This is a genomic window from Enterococcus sp. DIV1314a (genome assembly GCF_051713805.1).
GTDB classification, from domain to species: Bacteria; Bacillota; Bacilli; order Lactobacillales; family Enterococcaceae; genus Enterococcus_I; species Enterococcus_I aquimarinus.
Genome location: NZ_JBIOQP010000001.1, coordinates 513,035 through 529,653 on the forward strand (window position 1 = coordinate 513,035; position 16,619 = coordinate 529,653).

At 36.3% G+C, this 16,619-nt stretch carries 13 protein-coding genes; 3 read left to right on the plus strand and 10 right to left on the minus strand.

Going from position 1 to position 16,619, the window contains the following annotated elements:
- Nucleotides 1-234 precede the first annotated feature (234 nt).
- The 3 genes from IGI68_RS02440 to IGI68_RS02450 all read right to left on the minus strand — a co-directional run bounded on the left by IGI68_RS02440 (nt 235) and on the right by IGI68_RS02450 (nt 4,391).
- Nucleotides 235-975, minus strand: a complete 741-nt coding sequence (locus IGI68_RS02440) for a hypothetical protein (RefSeq protein WP_438730164.1) — start codon at nt 973-975, stop codon at nt 235-237.
- A gap of 717 nt (nt 976-1,692) precedes the next feature.
- Nucleotides 1,693-3,687 carry a penicillin-binding protein PBP4(5) gene (gene pbp4, locus IGI68_RS02445; RefSeq protein WP_438730167.1) on the minus strand — a complete coding sequence of 665 codons (1,995 nt, stop codon included), beginning with the start codon at nt 3,685-3,687 and terminating at the stop codon, nt 1,693-1,695.
- Between the two features lie 77 nt (nt 3,688-3,764).
- A complete protein-coding gene (locus IGI68_RS02450; protein ID WP_438730170.1) occupies nt 3,765-4,391 on the minus strand; it encodes a TIM44-like domain-containing protein in 627 nt (208 codons plus the stop codon).
- A 240-nt stretch (nt 4,392-4,631) separates the two neighbouring features.
- Here IGI68_RS02450 and IGI68_RS02455 point away from each other — a divergent pair, with 240 nt between their 5' ends.
- Nucleotides 4,632-6,053: an ISLre2 family transposase gene (locus IGI68_RS02455; protein WP_438730173.1), complete on the plus strand. Its 1,422-nt coding sequence runs from the start codon at nt 4,632-4,634 to the stop codon at nt 6,051-6,053.
- Between the two features lie 218 nt (nt 6,054-6,271).
- The gene (locus tag IGI68_RS02460) at nt 6,272-6,547 is read left to right on the plus strand and encodes a DUF1294 domain-containing protein (protein WP_438730176.1); all 276 of its coding nucleotides are present in this window, start codon (nt 6,272-6,274) and stop codon (nt 6,545-6,547) included.
- Nucleotides 6,548-6,703: 156 nt separating this feature from the next.
- On the opposite strand, the gene IGI68_RS02465 is transcribed toward IGI68_RS02460, so the two are convergent.
- Nucleotides 6,704-8,221, minus strand: a complete 1,518-nt coding sequence (locus tag IGI68_RS02465) for a DUF1846 domain-containing protein (protein ID WP_438730179.1) — start codon at nt 8,219-8,221, stop codon at nt 6,704-6,706.
- 337 nt (nt 8,222-8,558) lie between these two features.
- On the opposite strand from IGI68_RS02465, the gene IGI68_RS02470 reads away from it, so the two are divergent.
- On the plus strand, nt 8,559-8,978 hold the full coding sequence (locus tag IGI68_RS02470; RefSeq protein WP_071874371.1) for a DUF2871 domain-containing protein: 420 nt from the start codon (nt 8,559-8,561) through the stop codon (nt 8,976-8,978).
- 128 nt (nt 8,979-9,106) lie between these two features.
- Here the strand turns inward: IGI68_RS02470 and IGI68_RS02475 are convergent, their stop codons facing one another.
- The 6 genes from IGI68_RS02475 to metF form a co-directional block, all read right to left on the minus strand.
- Nucleotides 9,107-11,290 (minus strand): alpha-galactosidase, encoded by a 2,184-nt coding sequence (locus IGI68_RS02475; RefSeq protein WP_273230773.1) that lies wholly within the window; start codon nt 11,288-11,290, stop codon nt 9,107-9,109.
- Nucleotides 11,291-11,332: 42 nt separating this feature from the next.
- On the minus strand, nt 11,333-12,157 hold the full coding sequence (locus IGI68_RS02480) for a carbohydrate ABC transporter permease (RefSeq protein WP_071874369.1): 825 nt from the start codon (nt 12,155-12,157) through the stop codon (nt 11,333-11,335).
- A gap of 14 nt (nt 12,158-12,171) precedes the next feature.
- Nucleotides 12,172-13,044 (minus strand): carbohydrate ABC transporter permease, encoded by an 873-nt coding sequence (locus tag IGI68_RS02485; RefSeq protein ID WP_071874368.1) that lies wholly within the window; start codon nt 13,042-13,044, stop codon nt 12,172-12,174.
- Between the two features lie 19 nt (nt 13,045-13,063).
- Entirely contained in the window at nt 13,064-14,311 is a 1,248-nt protein-coding gene (locus IGI68_RS02490) for an ABC transporter substrate-binding protein (protein WP_071874367.1), read from the minus strand.
- Nucleotides 14,312-14,441: 130 nt separating this feature from the next.
- Nucleotides 14,442-15,470 (minus strand): LacI family DNA-binding transcriptional regulator, encoded by a 1,029-nt coding sequence (locus IGI68_RS02495; protein WP_071874366.1) that lies wholly within the window; start codon nt 15,468-15,470, stop codon nt 14,442-14,444.
- Nucleotides 15,471-15,755: 285 nt separating this feature from the next.
- The gene (gene metF, locus IGI68_RS02500; RefSeq protein ID WP_071874365.1) at nt 15,756-16,616 is read right to left on the minus strand and encodes a methylenetetrahydrofolate reductase [NAD(P)H]; all 861 of its coding nucleotides are present in this window, start codon (nt 16,614-16,616) and stop codon (nt 15,756-15,758) included.
- Nucleotides 16,617-16,619: the final 3 nt, after the last annotated feature.

The following is a 16,619-nucleotide window of genomic DNA, read 5'->3' on the forward strand; positions in this document are numbered from 1 at the left end:
GTAATGATTTTAGGGATTAGCTTAGAATACAACATAGCAGCTAGAAAGAAAGTGCAGCGTATACGAAAATCTTTTCAATTCTTTTTCAAAACATACTGCATATAAAAAACAAGAAGTAAGAAGAATTGCATACTCCAAATACAAAAAAGGTCAACGCTAACCGTAATGATTAGCGTTGACCTTTTTTATTGTGTAATTTATGAATCGAAACCTGCTTCGTGAATATTCTAATATCTACAATCTATTACTTAGCTGTAATTCTTCAAAAACAGCCTCCTGCAATTCCCCTGTCATTTGGGAAAGCAACGCTATTTTTGTTTCAGTTGCTGTAAGGTTATTTAGCAAAATCACTAAATTTTTTGCATCTTCAACGTTGGAATCAGCAATCATCCTTGAAGCATTATCAATAATAATAACTTGTCCTAAAATGGCTTCTAATGACTGCTCCATCATTGTAATCCACGAATCTTCTTGGTATTCAAACGTTTGTTCAAACGACTTTTCTAGCTTCTCGATATCAAGCTGAGTCAGGTCTTTTTTCAAAACTAATTTTTGATTGAAGACTCCCTGATTAATTGCGGTACCATCAATAAATAACTGATTGATTTCCTCTTGAAACTCAAAACGTTGACGAAGTAAACTTAACCTTTCTTCTAAACGTTCAACGTGACGTACCGCATTGGATTTTAACTTGTATTTAGCAATCAATTGATCATTTTCAGATTTTACGGCTGCCAATTGTGCTTCTAACTGGGTAAAATCATTTTCTTTTATGTTCATCTTCAAATAACCTGAAGCATCTTCCAATCTTTCAACAGCCAACGTCAAATCTCCATCTTTACCGACTAATTGTTGATTACTTTTAAGCTCTTCTTGAGCCTCCGTGACTTCGTTTTCTTTTACTTCTTGATAAAACCAACCGCCAATTGCAACTGCTATAACACCAACCAAAACAACCCATTTTTTCTTTTTCATCTTCATCCTTCTTCCTTAAATTCGATTCAAAAGTCTCAGTAAACCATATAACACCCTTTCAATATACCTTTTAAAACAATGAAGTTCATTTATCACAAATTTAACGGGAGATTATCCCATTCTAATAAAGGATTTATATTATCCATTCCCATCTCACCTTTCATTCATCAAAATAGTGAATCATTCACAAATATTTAACATTACTGGAAAATCTTATCGTCTTCGAGACCATCAATAAAACCTACAAAAATAAGGGGAACGAAACCGCCTTTTTCCTACAATTTTAAACCGCCCTTGACACACATATGAGTTATGTAAAAGATTTCCAATAATAATATTTAAATGAGAATCAGTAATTGGTAACTTATCTAGGAATTACTGATTCTAGTTTAAATTCAATATTATGGTCAAAAAATTTTTCTCTATAATAATAAATAGAATCATAAAGGATTAAAAACTAAGGACCCTGTGAGGATAGAAGAAATCCATTTTAAAACAATATTTGAAAATTATTCTTTCAATTTACTATCTAAACCTATATTTAAGAGATCTTTCATGGTCATTACTCAGCATATAAAATTATGATTTTGATTATTAATAAATTAGGATCCACGGATGAGACGGATTCTCCCCTTACTTGATTGAATTCCATTTTTTTATGCTAATCTTTTTTTAAAAGAGAACCACTACTTCCGCAATTGGTAGATACTAATTGCTTTATTGTAGTTGAATAATAAAATTTCTATTCTTTTCAACGGCAGATGTACCTTCTGCACCTTCAATCATACTAATAACTAAGTAGTTTCCGTCATTACTATCAAACGCAAGGATAAAACTATTCTCTTTCCCTTTTGTATTTTGTTTCTCTTTTATTTCGGCAGTTCCTGTTTTGGCAGCAATTTCTTTTCCACTCTGTAAAATATGTGCTGTTCCATTAGGATTCTTAACTGTCTGAGTTAACGCTTTGGTAACTAGGGAAGCAGCTTCTGAGGAAATGATACCTTTAAGCTCTGTAATCTCGTCATCCTTAATAATTTTAGGCATAACTACAGAACCTCCATTTGGGAAGACAGAATACATAATTGCTTGTTGAATGGGATTAATCAATAATTGTCCTTGTCCATAAGATGTATCAGCTAATAGTATATCTGACTTAATGTCGTCATTACTAATTTGTGCAGGAGTCATGGGGATATGCACATTCATCTTCTCACCAAATGGAAATTTTTTTAACTCATTCAAATACTTCTGTTTTCCCATCTCTAACGTCTCCATAGAAAAATAAATATTATCAGAATAAACTAAAGCATCTTCCATATTAACAGTCGGAACGTCTGACACTCTAGTTACAAAATAGTCTCCCCAAGAGCTATCTTTTTGCCATTTCAATCCCGAAATATCATGACTCTTATCAACCGATGTTACTCCAACGTCGATTCCTATAGCTGCTGTAATAGCTTTAAAGGTTGAACCAGGAGCATATCCTACTCCAAAACGTGCTAAAAATGGATTTAGTGGATTGTTAGCTAGCTCTTCATACTGCTTTTGTTTCATGCCTAGAATAAATTCATTCGGATCATAAGAAGGTGAACTCACAGCAACTATTATTCTTCCTGTTTTAGGTTCTGTTACTACGGTTGTACCAGATAAATTGTCTAAAGCAGTATACGCACTTTGTTGAGTATAACTGTCAATTGTCAATTGAACATTACTTCCCTCTTTAATCTTTTGTTCTATTACAATAGATTTAACTTGATTATTTTCATCAACGATTTCTATTTTCCCTCCTATTTCCCCTCTTAATGTTTTATCAAATTGAGCTTCTAATCCTGTTTTCCCTATTATTTCAAATCCTGAAAGAGTAGGATCATTTTCTATCTCTTCTGCCGTAATACTACCTGTATAACCAATTAAATGAGCAGCAGCTTCTTTCAGTGGATAATAGCGTTTTGAAATAGATCTAACTTGAAGCGAATCTTCTGTGATTTGACTAAAATTTGAATTATAATCCATTGTCTTTAAGGGGATAAATGAATCTTCTTTAATCCAGGACTGATTTAGTAAATCTTCAATTTTTTCACGAGATATATCAAGTTGTTTACTAATTTTTTCTAACCTAGCTTCTTTTTCTGTTCCTTCACCTAATTGATTAGGAACTGTGCCATATTGTGGGTAGTCATGAAATGTTGCCAATGGTTCTCCATTTCTATCTAAAATATCTCCACGAACAGGTGTCACATGATTCATGAATACCTTATCTCCTATTTCCATTTCAGGAAAAATTAAAGAGTAATCCCAATTTATTAAGTAAGAGCTGCCTTTCTTATTTAACTTACCTGAATATGAAATTTCTTTCAATTTGCCAAGAGGAGTAACCATTGAAAATTTAGCTTTAAAGATTGTATCGGAAATAGACTCTAGTTTACCTTCAATTTTTGTGATGTCTAAACCATTAAAAATAGTGTTATATTTTTCGATAGTTGTCCTTGAATCTAGTTTAGCCTCTTTTAAACTTGCTTGATCAAATGTTTTTACCATTTTTTCAAATTCTTTTTTTTCAAATTGTGAGATGAATTCTTCAACAATCATTTCTTTTTTTGATTGTTGATAGTATTTATAGCTAAAAATACTCCCTGCTAAAATAGTAATAACACTAGCTGTCATAGCAATTATTATAAATTTTGATTGCTTTTTTTTTATTCTCTTACTCATAGTATTTCCCCCATCATCTAATTACCCATATTATAAATACTCTTTTATTCGTTCTGATTAACTTGATAATCGACGAATTATAAGTTCTGAATATCTCTTACAATAATGCTACTTACAGTTCTTTCAATCAGCCAGATATCTTTAAATGGTATTGGCTTTATCTCTCCTTGAGGTAATTGACCATCTTCTTCGAAATAATCAATAATTGTTCCTTCAAAAAGAATTTCTTTCAAATTTTTATCGTGAGAGGCTCGTGAAACTTTAACTTTGTTTATTTGAATATCAGTGAGGACATTTCTTTTATTCACGCGATTGTATTCCGCTAGTTTTTGTTGGTAGTTATCATAGAGGGTTGGATCCATTCTTTCTTGAACATCCTTCATATCTCCTCTTGACCAAGCTGTTTGTATATTCATAAATAAAACTTTATATTCCCATTTTTCTAGATTCTCAACATCTGTATACAAAGTATTTTCTCTTACGTTTGTTATGAATTTTTTAATCATAATTATTGGAAATAAAATAATAGTAAGAAGTAATGCAGCTAAGCTGTTACCAGACCCGTCTGAGCTATTACTACCTCCTGTACTCCCTCCTCCACCAGCTCGTGCCTCGACTATTAAGGGAAAAAAATTATAAATTAAGATTATAATAATGAAACAAAATAAAATTTTCATAGAGACTTTTAAAATTTTTTTACGCATTTGTTTATACACCATCCATTCTAATAATAGGTCCTTAGTTTTATTTTTTATTAAATCTATCATATTTGTTGTTAAAATGAGAACACCATCAAATTTCTATAATTCAAGATAACATTAAAATGTATTCAACTCAAATAAATGCTAAGTGTAAAATTTATTGAGGTAAAGGGTAGACGAATAAAAAAGAAACCGTTACTCTGTAATCGGGCTGGCAAGCACTAATCACAGAGGCGGTTTCTTATGGAAGTTATTATATCAGATTTAGTTAAATTAATGAAGCAAGAAAAATCATTTTTAAGTCGAGAAAAAGCCATGATGCTCTTTTTTATCGAACTCATTTGTTTGATTACCCAACAAGCATTTAAACAACTCGATGATGAGCTCTTTGAGCAATTAAAACAAGAAGGCTATCAAAGTAATCGTCAAAGTCAACGAACGATTACGTTTCTTTTTGGTACGGTGACCTATCAGCGGAGACGTTTAAAAAACAACGAAGGAACGATTCGTTATCCTCTGGATGAATTCTTAGGTATTCGAAAAGGCACTTGTTATAGTTCCTTGGTTCTTCGCAATGTTTCTGAACTCGGTTCGATGATGGTGTATCGCCATGTTTCGAAAGCCATCGATTGTTTAACAACCTGGAATATGAGTCACCAAAACGTTCAACAACTAGTGGTGAAAACAGGGAAACTCATTCAAGAAAAAAGCACTCATGAACAGCGATATGAAGGGGTTTCTTGTAAGAAAAAAGTGCCTTTTTTATACTTGGAGGGAGATGGCATTCTCATTCGAGGACAGCGGAAAACACGCCTTGAAATTCATCGATTTCAAGTATCGGAAGGAACAGAAAAAAGAGGGAATCGATCGACCTTGATCCATTCACATTTTGTAAGTCACTTGAATCGCCAACAAGCACAAAAAGAATTAATGGACTATCTACAAGCAACGTATGATTTAAAAGAAACGATCGTTGTTTCTAATAGTGATGGGGGTTCAGGCTATGAAAAAGATGTTTTTGAGGAGCTCTCTTTAGGGTGTCTTCGTCATGAACATTTTAGAGATAAATACCATGTTCATCAAAAAATCAAAGAACGATTAAATTTTGCCCCTTCTCTTCAAAAGAAATTGATTGAGGCGGTCAGTCAATATGACTTTGGAAAAGTGCAGGCTTGTTTGGATACCGCAGAAAGTTTAATTGAGGAGGAGCATGAAGAAAAATACAAGGAGCAGCTTCGCCTATTAATTGCGTATCTTCAACGAAACTGGCGCTATTTATGTCCTCTGAAAGCACGAGGAATCGAAGATAAACAAGCTTGTATCGGAACGATTGAAAGTACCCATCGAAAAATGACTTATCGGATGAAGCGACAAGAAAGGTTATGGACGAAAACGGGCGCAAGTGCCATGATTCGAGTGATTGATAGTTTACGAAATCATGAGCTAGATGATTGGTTGAATCAATACTATGATTTACCGAATGATGTATACGAGAGTGAAGTACGATGGAAAAAAATGAAGCGAGCAGTTCAAAGAAAACCACCATTCGTCCCTCACTCAGGGGCCTTTAATGGTCGAATTGCTTATGGCTATGCCTCAAGTTCCCCTTTAGGCCGTCTATCAAGTGCTTTAAACCAATTATCCACAACACCTCGTTACTTATGATGGAAACGTGTTTCCATCATAAGTAACGAGGCAAGCCGAACGTAGTTGAGGCATTCTTAATGTCCAAAAATAATAATAGTTGCTTGTCAAAAATTCTTATTTTTATTCAACCTCAAATAACTTGACACATACGTTTTAGATTGGTTAATTGTGGTTTTTAAAAATAATCATATAATTGTTTTAATTAACCGATAGAAAACAAGAAAGAGGCGATTTTGTTGACATTTTATTCCTTTATTCTGAGTTATCTCTTATGCATCAATAGCCTTGCAGTCTTTTTAATGTACCGCGACAAAGCCAAAGCCATCAAAGGTGCTTGGCGGATTCAAGAGAAAACATTATTTATCGTGGCCCTGTGTGGTGGTGCGATTGGCATTTTTATTGGCAGTCAGCTCTTCCGCCACAAAACTCAGAAGAAACGATTTAAGTACGGCATTCCTTTGATCCTATTGTTGCAATTGATTATCGTCAGCGCGATGTTTTTTTATTCATAAATACTCGTGACAACAAGCGATTTTTAATACTTAAAGCATAAAAAAAAGAAAGTCCCATTGCAGACTTTCTTTTTGATTTTTTGGGGTTATCGAACTTCTAGAATTGATTTAGAAAAACATCTCTCATTATTCAAAGCACGAAAACCAGGCACTACATTAGACGTAAAACAAGTTTTTAGATGGGAAGTTTGGATCACAAGTGAATGAAATTCCCAAACTTCTTAAAATTTGCTCATCATCTTTATTTAAAATGACCGTTGAATGTGCTTGTGTCTCTTTTAGCTCCCATAGCTTGCTGTAAGCGATTTGAGCGGTTGGATTGGTTACAGCACTAATAGATAAGGCAATCAGTATCTCAGAAACATTTAGCGAGGTAATACGACCGGATAGTTCATTGGCTTTTAATTGCTGAATCGGCTCTAAAATATTAGGCGATAATAACAAGATATCATCGCTAATATTGGCTAACGACTTAATGGCATTGAGCACAGCAGAAGCGCTGGCATCCATTAATTCAGATCCTCTTCCAGTAATAATCTGGCCATCCGTTAATTCTAAGGCCATGACAGGCGGTGTGAATTCTTGATCCCATTCTTTGCTTTGTTTCAAGCGCTCAGAATACTCACGCGCAGGTTTAACACAAACGCGATGGTCAGGACGCAAATCTAATTCTTCCATAATCATTTGAATGCGATTCACGGGGTCAATATCAGTTAGTCCTTTTTTATAATTGCTTTCGGTTTCAAAATAACGACGAATGATTTCTTGTCTGGACGCTTCTTGAATCACTTCATCATCAATAATCCCAAAGCCAATGCGGTTCACACCCATATCGGTTGGTGAATGAAACTCAGATTCTCTTCCAGTAATCCGTTCAATTGTCCGTTTAATAATCGGGAACGTCTCAATGTCTCGATTATAATTAATCGCCACTTCTCCGTAATAATCATAGTGAAACGAGTCAATCATATTGACATCCTTTAAATCGACCGTTGCGGCTTCATATGCAATGTTCAGTGGGTGTTTTAATGGGATATTCCAAACAGGGAATGTCTCAAACTTCGAATAACCACTTGTATGTCCATAACGACTCTCGTGATACAGTTGATTCAAACAAGTTGCAAGTTTGCCACTGCCAGCTCCTGGTCCCGTTACAACCACAATTGGTTTCGTTGTTGGAATGTAATCATTTTGTCCAAATCCTTCGTCACTCACGATTTGATCGACATTCACAGGATAGCCTTCAATCTCACGATGCGTATACACTTTCATCCCACGTTGCTCTAATTTATTAATAAAAATTTTCGTTGAGGGTTGACCACGATAGCGGGTAATTACTACGCTATTGACGGCTAATTCGTAATCACTCAATTCATCAATTAAACGCATAATATCCATGTCGTATGTAATCCCATAATCCCCACGAATTTTGTTACGTTCAATATCACCTGAATAGACACAAATGATAATTTCTGTTTGATCTTTTAGTTTATGTAATAACTTAATTTTTGCATCTTGATCAAAGCCCGGCAATACTCGTTTCGCATGCATATCACCAATGAGTTTCCCTCCAAATTCAAGATACAACTTATCATAATGATTCACACGCTCTAAAATATACTTCGATTGCTCTTCGATATATTTTTTTGGATCAAAACCGATTTTCTTTACCATTTTCCACATACCCCTCATCTATATTGAAAACAAAAGAAATGCTCTTGTACTATTCAAACAGAAAAAACCAAAATTGACAACTAATAAATGAAGGATCTGAAAAAAAATTCTGAAAAGATTGCATCAAGGATAATTGAAAGCGAATCCTTTTTTGTGAGGAAGAAATCGCGGCATTGCATCCTCTTTTGATTGTTGCACGAGACTAGACAAGAAAGACAAGATATGCTAGATTTAATGAGTAGTGACAAAATGTCACTTTGGTCTTAATCACTCGTATGAACTTCTCATACGAACCGATTAAAGCAACCGAAATTTGATGATAGAGAGGGTTATTTAATTGAAAAAAATCGCGCAAGCCAGTATGTCGTACACTATTTTAGGACTCGTGTCAGGTATTTTTTACCGTGAGTTCACCAAGATGAATGAGTTTACCGGAGTGACACAACTCAGTGTTTTACACACCCATTTATTAGTATTAGGCATGTTCTTTTTCTTAATTGTTCTATTGTTAGAAAAAGCCTTCCATCTCTCCAAAGAAAAAAACTTTAAAAAATTCTATATCCTGTATAACAGTGGTCTTGGATTAACGGTTTTAATGATGATCATCCGAGGTAGCATGCAAGTGTTAGGAAAAGGTGAACACGCAGCGATTAGTGGTATGGCTGGACTAGGACACATCATTTTAAGTATCGGACTGTTCTTCTTCTTCCAAAGCTTATTATCTGCGGTAAAAAAAGCCGAAGCAATCGAACAATAATTGATACAGCATTGAGTAATAAATGACTTTCAAAAAAGATTTACGATGAAATATTTTCAAACAAAATCAAAAGCGATAGCCTGACTGCCTAAACAGTCTTGCTATCGCTTTTGTGTTGATGTGCTTTTTTACTTCGCTTTTAAAATAAAGGCTTGTGTTGCATAGTCACCATGTAATTTCGGATCGATGTACATGCCGATATTCATTAACGCATCACCTGAAATCACGTGATTCGCAATTTGATATTCTAGTGTTTCATCTAAATGTGCTAACTTCAATGTGACATAAGGTGCTGAAGCTTCGACAAGAACGCGGAAATAAAAGACAATGGCTTCTTTTTTATCTTTTGAGACAAACATCCAAGCCACTTCATTTTCTTCATACGGACTTTTCAGACGAACGAAATCTCCAAATTGCAGTAATTGACGGTGTTCTTTATAGAAGTCAACTTGTTTCACAATTAAGGCTTTTTCTTCCTCGGATAGCGTCGTTAAATCAAGTTCATAGCCTAAGACACCAGACATTGCGACATTGCCGCGAATATCCAGGCTTGTTTCACGTCCCGTTTGATGATTTGGAATCGCCGAAACATGTGCGCCCATTGTTGAGATTGGATAAACAAGACTCGTACTATACTGAATCTTCAAGCGTGCAATTGGATCGGTATTATCACTTGTCCATGTTTGTGGCATGTAATAAAGCATTCCCGCGTCATAGCGACCGCCACCACCTGAACAACTTTCAAATAATATGTGTGGATATGCTTGGGTTAATTTCTCCATGAATTCATATAATCCTAAAATATAGCGATGGGAGACTTCTCCTTGCATCTCAGGATCTAGCAACAGAGAATAAACTTCCGTCATATTCCGGTTCATATCCCATTTAATATAATCAATCGGCACACGATCTAAGATGGCTGTCATTTGTTGATAGATATGGTCTCTGACATCCGCACGCGAGAAATCTAAGACATGCTGTTGACGACTCAATGAACGCGGTCGTCCTGGAACACTTAACACCCAATCAGGATGCGCTCGGTGTAAATCACTATCTTTGGAAATCATTTCAGGCTCAAACCACAAGCCGAATTTCATGCCTTTATCGTGAACATATTGGGCAATCCCTTCTAATCCTTGTTCAAGCTTGCCTTCAAACTCATACCAATCACCTAACGAACGATGATCATCTTTACGTTCACCAAACCATCCATCATCTAAGACAAACATCTCAATTCCTAACGCTTGTGCTTCATCGACAATACCGTGAATTTTAGCATCGTCAAAATCAAAATACGTTGCTTCCCAGTTATTAATTAAAACGGGACGTTCTTTTAATTGATGTTCTCCACGAATGAGATGATGATTGAATAAATCATGGTATGTTTTGGACATTTGATTTAACCCTTGATTACTGTACACATTCACGACTTCTGGTGAGTGGAAGCTTTCACCTGCTGGTAATTGCCATGCAAAGTTAAAAGGATTCATGCCCATCACTACTCGCGTTTGACTATAGTTGTCTTTTTCAATAACGGTTTGATGGTTTCCGCTATAAACCAAACAAAATCCATAGGCTTCCCCTTGAAATTCGGTTGTTGTTGGTTCGACAAGTGTCACAAATGGGTTTTGATGATGGCTACTAGAACCTCGTTTACTATCCAAGACTTTCGTTCCAATTTCAATCTTTTCTCTGGTTAATTGACGTTCTCTTCCCCAAGCGCCATTCAAATGAATCAATTCAAATGAACGATTCGGAAAATCGAGTGATTGACTCGCTAATTGATTAATTTCAACCGTCTCTGCGCTATCGTTAATTAACGTTGTGGATCTAATCACGGTTGCATAATCTTGATAAATCGTATAGTTCAATTTCAAGCGTAACTTGGCTACGTCATCTTTTAAGGTAATGATTAAGGTTTCAGCTTCCGTCGCTTGATTCGTATATAAATGAGGCAATCCTTCAATCGTACATTTCCCTTGGACAATTTCGAAAGAGTCATAACGAAAATCCGTGATTCGACTGCCATCTTTCAACTTGAAATTATAGGCCGGCTCACGAAAATCACCAAAGCCGTAACCTGGGTATTCTAACATGACCGTATCTAACGAAAAAGTATCGTGGTCAGCTGCTTCTGGATAGGGACCAAAGGAGCGCATATCGCGCACATACTGGTAGTGACCTGAATAATGGTTAATTTTTTTTCCGAAGTAAAGATGCGCTAAATACCCATGTTCTTCCACTTCAATTAAGTAACTAATTTGATTATTACACAGATGAAACACTTGTTGTTCCTTATTAAATGTAATCATTTTATAGACTCACTTTCATTTATTTTTCGATTTGATAAGCGATTATTTAACCGATCCATTCGTCATCCCTGAAATAATGTTACGTTGGAAAACTAAGTAAACAGAGAGAATGACAATAATTCCGACGACATAAGAAGCAAATGATGGTCCATAATCACTGAAGTACTGCCCTTGATAGTTATATTGGAAGAGCGGTAATGTCCAGTTCGAATCATCTTTATTCAATAACAATAACGGGAGTAAAAAGTCGTTCCAAATCCATAATGCATTGATAATTAAAGTCGTCGCATGCATTGGTTTCATTAAAGGAAACATAATTTGGAAATACATCCGGAATTTGCCACAACCATCAATTTCAGCAGCTTCATCCAAGTCAACCGGAATAGCTGTTTTAATGTAACCAACGTATAAAAATAAGGTTTGTGGCACAGCGTAAGCTAAGTATAAAATAATCAATCCTGTAATATTTGATAGTCCTAATTTTGTCATCATCGATGTAATCGGGATCATAATGACTTGGAAAGGAACAAAGATACCAAGAATTAAAAACGAATACATTAACGCAAAGGCTTTTTTCTTAGAAATGTTTCTGGCAATTGAGAATGCCGCCATTGGGACAAAAAAAGTAATGAGCGCAATGGATACTACGGTAATGAGCGTCGAATTCCAAAAATATTGGCCAATCCCATCTGAAATGAGTCGTTGAAAATTATCGGTTGTAAATGGATTCGGAAGTCCGAAAAAGTTCCCCGTAATTTGATTTGTTTCTTTAAATGAGCTGATCACCGTTAAATATAAAGGAACAAAAATCACAACAAAACCGACACTTAAAAATAAGTAATTAAAAAATGAACCTTTTTGTTTCATGTTATTTTCTCCCCTTACACTTCAAAACGTTTAGACAAACGTATTTGGATAATCGAAATGACGGCAATCACTAGGAATAAGACCACGGCAATCGCATTGGCATACCCATATTGATTACTCTTGAACGCATAATTATAGACTAATAAACCGAGTGTCGTTGTTTTATCACTTGGTCCACCACCTGTTAAAGCAAAAATCAAGTCAAACGCTGTTAAGCCAGATTTTAGTGCCATAATAAATACCATGCTCAATGAAGGTAGTAAATAAGGCAATTCGATATGACGAAACTTCTGACGATTCGTTGCACCATCGATTGAAGCAGCTTCCAAAATTTCTTCTGGAATACTTTGTAAGCCCGCTAAAAAGATGACAATTGGCATCGCTACTCCTTGCCAAAGTGCGACGAACAAGACGCCCCAAAAGACTGTTTTCTCGTTCGCAATCAGGTTTTGTTCTAAAAAGCCAATCCCTAATTTCTCTCCTAATTGAGGTAAGCCGTAGTTAAATACTTGTTTAAAAATCAGTCCTAGTGTCACGGTACTTAGAACGGCTGGAAAGAAATACGCTGTTCTGAAAAAACCGACACCTTTGATTTTGCGATTTAAAAAACGTGCCACCATGATCCCAATTAAAACCTCACCCACAATCAAACCAATGGTGAAGATAACGGTAAAACTGACCGACTTCATAAATCGCTGATCACTTAAAATGGCTTGATAGTTTTGAAAACCGATTAAGTCATAATTATTCGTTAAGCCCGTCCAGTTAGTAAAACTATAATAAAATCCTTGTGCCATTGGTGCGTAGAAAAAAATCAATTGTAAGGCGATAGGAACTAGGACGAATAAATACGCCCAGTTCCGATTGAGTACACTACCTTTTTTCATTATAATCCCCTCTTACTATCTACTTCATTGTGTCAAAGAAGTTATTTAAGTTTGTTGCTAACTGTTCTCTATCTTGATTGTTCACATATTCAACGGTTAAATGATGGAATGTTTCTTCTGATGTCCATTCTTTTTGTAACCACACGATTTGTTGATCCGTGAAGACATATTGAGTAACGCCTTCTGTTTCTGGGAAGCGGCCTTCTGTTTCTACTGCCGTCACTGAAGTTGGTGCGCCGTCAACATCGTAATATTTTTGCATTGCTGCTTTTGTCGTCATATATTCCACAAAGGTATTAGCTGCTTCTTTGTTTTCTGAGCTTTCAGAAATCGATAGTGCTAAGTCTGCCGCCCCAACAGTCATCGCTTCATCAGCGGATTGACCAGGATAAGCAAACATGCCAATTTCAAAACTTGGGCTTTGATTTTTAATTGCTGGCAATGCCCAAATGCCGTTCGGGAAGATTAACGCTTCTTCTTTCGCAAATGTTGCTACCGCGTCATCATACGTTGCGCCATTCGCATTTTTTTGACCCGTTCCGTTTAATAAGTCTAATTGATCCGCTACTTTATCAAAGTCTGCATTACCGACTTGAATGCCGCCTTTAGGACTGCGAACGAGTGCATCGTTTGCCCCTTCAAAACCGCCATTCACTGTTCCCCAAGCTAATTGATGGTAGCCATTTAGCGTCCAAGCATCTGCTTGTGTTAATGATAAAGCAAAAGGAACTTCGTCTTTATCTTGGATTGTTTGCACAAGTGTTTCAAATTCTGCCCAAGTGGTCGGTGTTTCTAATCCAAGTTCTTCAAATTTATCTTTATTATAGAAGAATCCCCAAGCATTACTTGTTAGAGGGACTGAATAAATTTTGTCGTTAATCGCGTAGGTTTCGCCCGCGCCTTCGGATAAATTAGTTAAATATTCTTTCTCGGTTAAATCTGCGAAAACATCATTTTTTGCCCATTCTTGAAAATCCGCATTTTGTGGGAAGACGTTAATCACATCAGGTGCATCACCACTTGAAATCCGTGTTTTTAAAACAGTACCCGCATCCGGTACATTGGTAAATTTGACTTTAATATCTGGATTTTCTTTTTCAAAATCATCGATAATTTCTTGTAATGTGGCTTGCATTTCTTTCTTTTGACTAAAAAATTCAATTTCTGTCTTGCCATCATCTGCCGAGTTGCCGTTGCCGCATGCCCCTAGTAAAAGTGTCACTCCAAACATTGCCATTGCATAAGTCATTTTTTTGTTGATTTTCATTTGTATTTCCCCCTCATGATGTGTTAGCGTTTTCTTTGATAGCTATATCATAATGTTAACCAGTTAAAATGTCAACTATTTTAGTTAAATAAAAGTAAACATTTTTGGTTAACACTTTCTGAACTGTTAACTATAACGAACGAACTTCTTTCTCGCTCTCACGCACAATCATTTCATACGATACAATGACATGAACCGGTATCTTTTTATCTTCTGTTAGCATCTCCTTGGCTAAGCTAACAGCTAATTTACCAATTTCTTCTGTATGAATACTCACTGTACTTAACGATGGCGTTAAATACTCTGCAACTTCAATATTATCAAAGCTAACAATCGAGACATCCTCTGGTATACGAATATTATTTTTTTTCAAGGCGCGGTAAACACCTACTGCAATCGGATCATTCCCTACCATAATGGCACTCGGTAAAGACTGCGCTTGTGCTTGAATTAATTCTTCGCCTGCTTTCATGCCATCTAACGTACTCCAACCATTTAAGTAAACGTGTACATAATCATCCAAGCCTTTTTCGCGCATCCACCACTCATAGGCTAGTTGTCGTTGATCTTCCTCGCACTCATAGCGTGTTCCTTTGGCATCAAGTAAGATTCGCTTGCCCCCAATAAACGCAATATTGCGATGTCCTTGTTGATATAAGCGATCTAAGTGGGCATAGGTCGCCGCTTGAAAGTTCGTGTAAATCGCATCCACTTGTGGATCCGTTTGGGGATCGTCAATCACGATTAACTTCGGATTAAGTTGTTTCACTAAGGCGGTCACTTCCGGTAAAACTTGTCCAATCATTAAAACTGCCCCACATTTTTTAAGTTCCTCTTCGTCTAATGGCGTTTCACTCAAACGGATTGTTTGTTTAATCGCAATTTTACGTGCCTCCGCCGCCATTTGAATTCCTCGCCGAATCCGACGAAAATATGGATCTTCGAGTTCATCGCTTTCGGAAACCGTTGTGATGATGATAATACTGTCTTTCATCTTTGTGTTTGATACTTTCTTTTTATAATTTAAAAATGCTACGGCTTCAGCGATCTTTTCTTTTGTTTCATCCGTCACGGATAACGTTGGATCTTCATTTAAAACGCGCGAAACGGTTGCAATCGATACACCCGCTCTTTTTGCTACATCTCTAATTCCAGCCATGATTTCACCTTCCCTTTAAGTGTTTACTAAAATTTAACCACATAAACTAGTAAAAAGCAATTCCATTCACGTATTCTTTTCAGCATTTTCGTTCGAATTTTATCAAAAGAATGGCTCGTTTGAATTATTCACAAGAAATGGTGACGAAAATGTTACTAAATCAATCGGAAAGGCATCCGTTCACTCATTTTTATTTCGAGTGATGTTTTTACTTCGCACACGATAGCCTCGATCCCACAAAAAAACAAGAAACATTCGCCTTATCAAAAGCGAACATTTCTTGTTTCATCCAACTCGTACTTTATTCTCGCCAAAAAGAGAATGCGTATTTTCGACAATGCGTTGAGCGATTTGAGCATCATTCATCGTATACAAATGAATTCCTGAAACATCTTGTGTCACAAGATCGACAATTTGATCCACCGCATAAGCGAGTCCTGCATCACGCAACGCAATCGGATTGTGTTCATATTTTTCTAAGATGGCCAAGAATTTACGTGGCAATTGCGTTTGGGTTGTCTTAAGCAAACGCAACGCTTGATTACGATTGACGATTGGCATAATCCCTGCCAAAATCGGCACATCAATTCCTGCTAAATAGCACGACTCTTGGAAACGATAGAACAACTCATTGTCTAAGAAAAGTTGGGTAATCAACTGCGTACAACCGGCATCGACTTTTTTCTTTAAATTTTGAATATCTGTAATCCGACTACTGGATTCGGGATGCATCTCTGGATAACAGGCCCCCGTTAGTTGAAACTGAGGGGCTTGCTCCTTAATGTAACGAGTCAGTTCGTCGGCATATTTAAAATCAGCTTTTGGAACTACATCCGTTAAGATATCGCCACGTAAAGCTAAAACTTGGTGAATCCCCAACTGGTCCAGCTGCTGCAACACTTCATCGACTTCCTCTTTTGACAAATAGGTTGCCGGTAAATGAGCAATGGTTGGAATATGAAGTTCTTGATGGATGTAACTCGCCACTTTAACCGTGGTATCTGCCACATGATTCGTTCCATTGCTACACGTCACACTAATAAACGCTGGTTGTAACTGTTGCAACTCCTTTAATGTCTGGGTTAATTTATTTACTCCGATTGTGGTATTCGGAGGAAAAACCTCAAAAGATAAGCCTTGAAGCATCAA

Excerpts from the sequence above, each read along its gene's own strand:
- IGI68_RS02440 (WP_438730164.1), bottom strand. The coding sequence starts at position 975 with ATGAAAAAGAAAAAATGGGTTGTTTTGGTTGGTGTTATAGCAGTTGCA.
- IGI68_RS02465 (WP_438730179.1), bottom strand. The coding sequence starts at position 8,221 with ATGGTAAAGAAAATCGGTTTTGATCCAAAAAAATATATCGAAGAGCAA.
- IGI68_RS02450 (WP_438730170.1), bottom strand. The coding sequence starts at position 4,391 with ATGCGTAAAAAAATTTTAAAAGTCTCTATGAAAATTTTATTTTGTTTC.
- IGI68_RS02475 (WP_273230773.1), bottom strand. The coding sequence starts at position 11,290 with ATGATTACATTTAATAAGGAACAACAAGTGTTTCATCTGTGTAATAAT.
- pbp4 (WP_438730167.1), bottom strand. The coding sequence starts at position 3,687 with ATGAGTAAGAGAATAAAAAAAAAGCAATCAAAATTTATAATAATTGCT.
- IGI68_RS02490 (WP_071874367.1), bottom strand. The coding sequence starts at position 14,311 with ATGAAAATCAACAAAAAAATGACTTATGCAATGGCAATGTTTGGAGTG.
- metF (WP_071874365.1), bottom strand. The coding sequence starts at position 16,616 with ATGCTTCAAGGCTTATCTTTTGAGGTTTTTCCTCCGAATACCACAATC.
- IGI68_RS02480 (WP_071874369.1), bottom strand. The coding sequence starts at position 12,157 with ATGAAACAAAAAGGTTCATTTTTTAATTACTTATTTTTAAGTGTCGGT.
- IGI68_RS02485 (WP_071874368.1), bottom strand. The coding sequence starts at position 13,044 with ATGAAAAAAGGTAGTGTACTCAATCGGAACTGGGCGTATTTATTCGTC.
- IGI68_RS02455 (WP_438730173.1), top strand. The coding sequence starts at position 4,632 with ATGGAAGTTATTATATCAGATTTAGTTAAATTAATGAAGCAAGAAAAA.
- IGI68_RS02495 (WP_071874366.1), bottom strand. The coding sequence starts at position 15,470 with ATGGCTGGAATTAGAGATGTAGCAAAAAGAGCGGGTGTATCGATTGCA.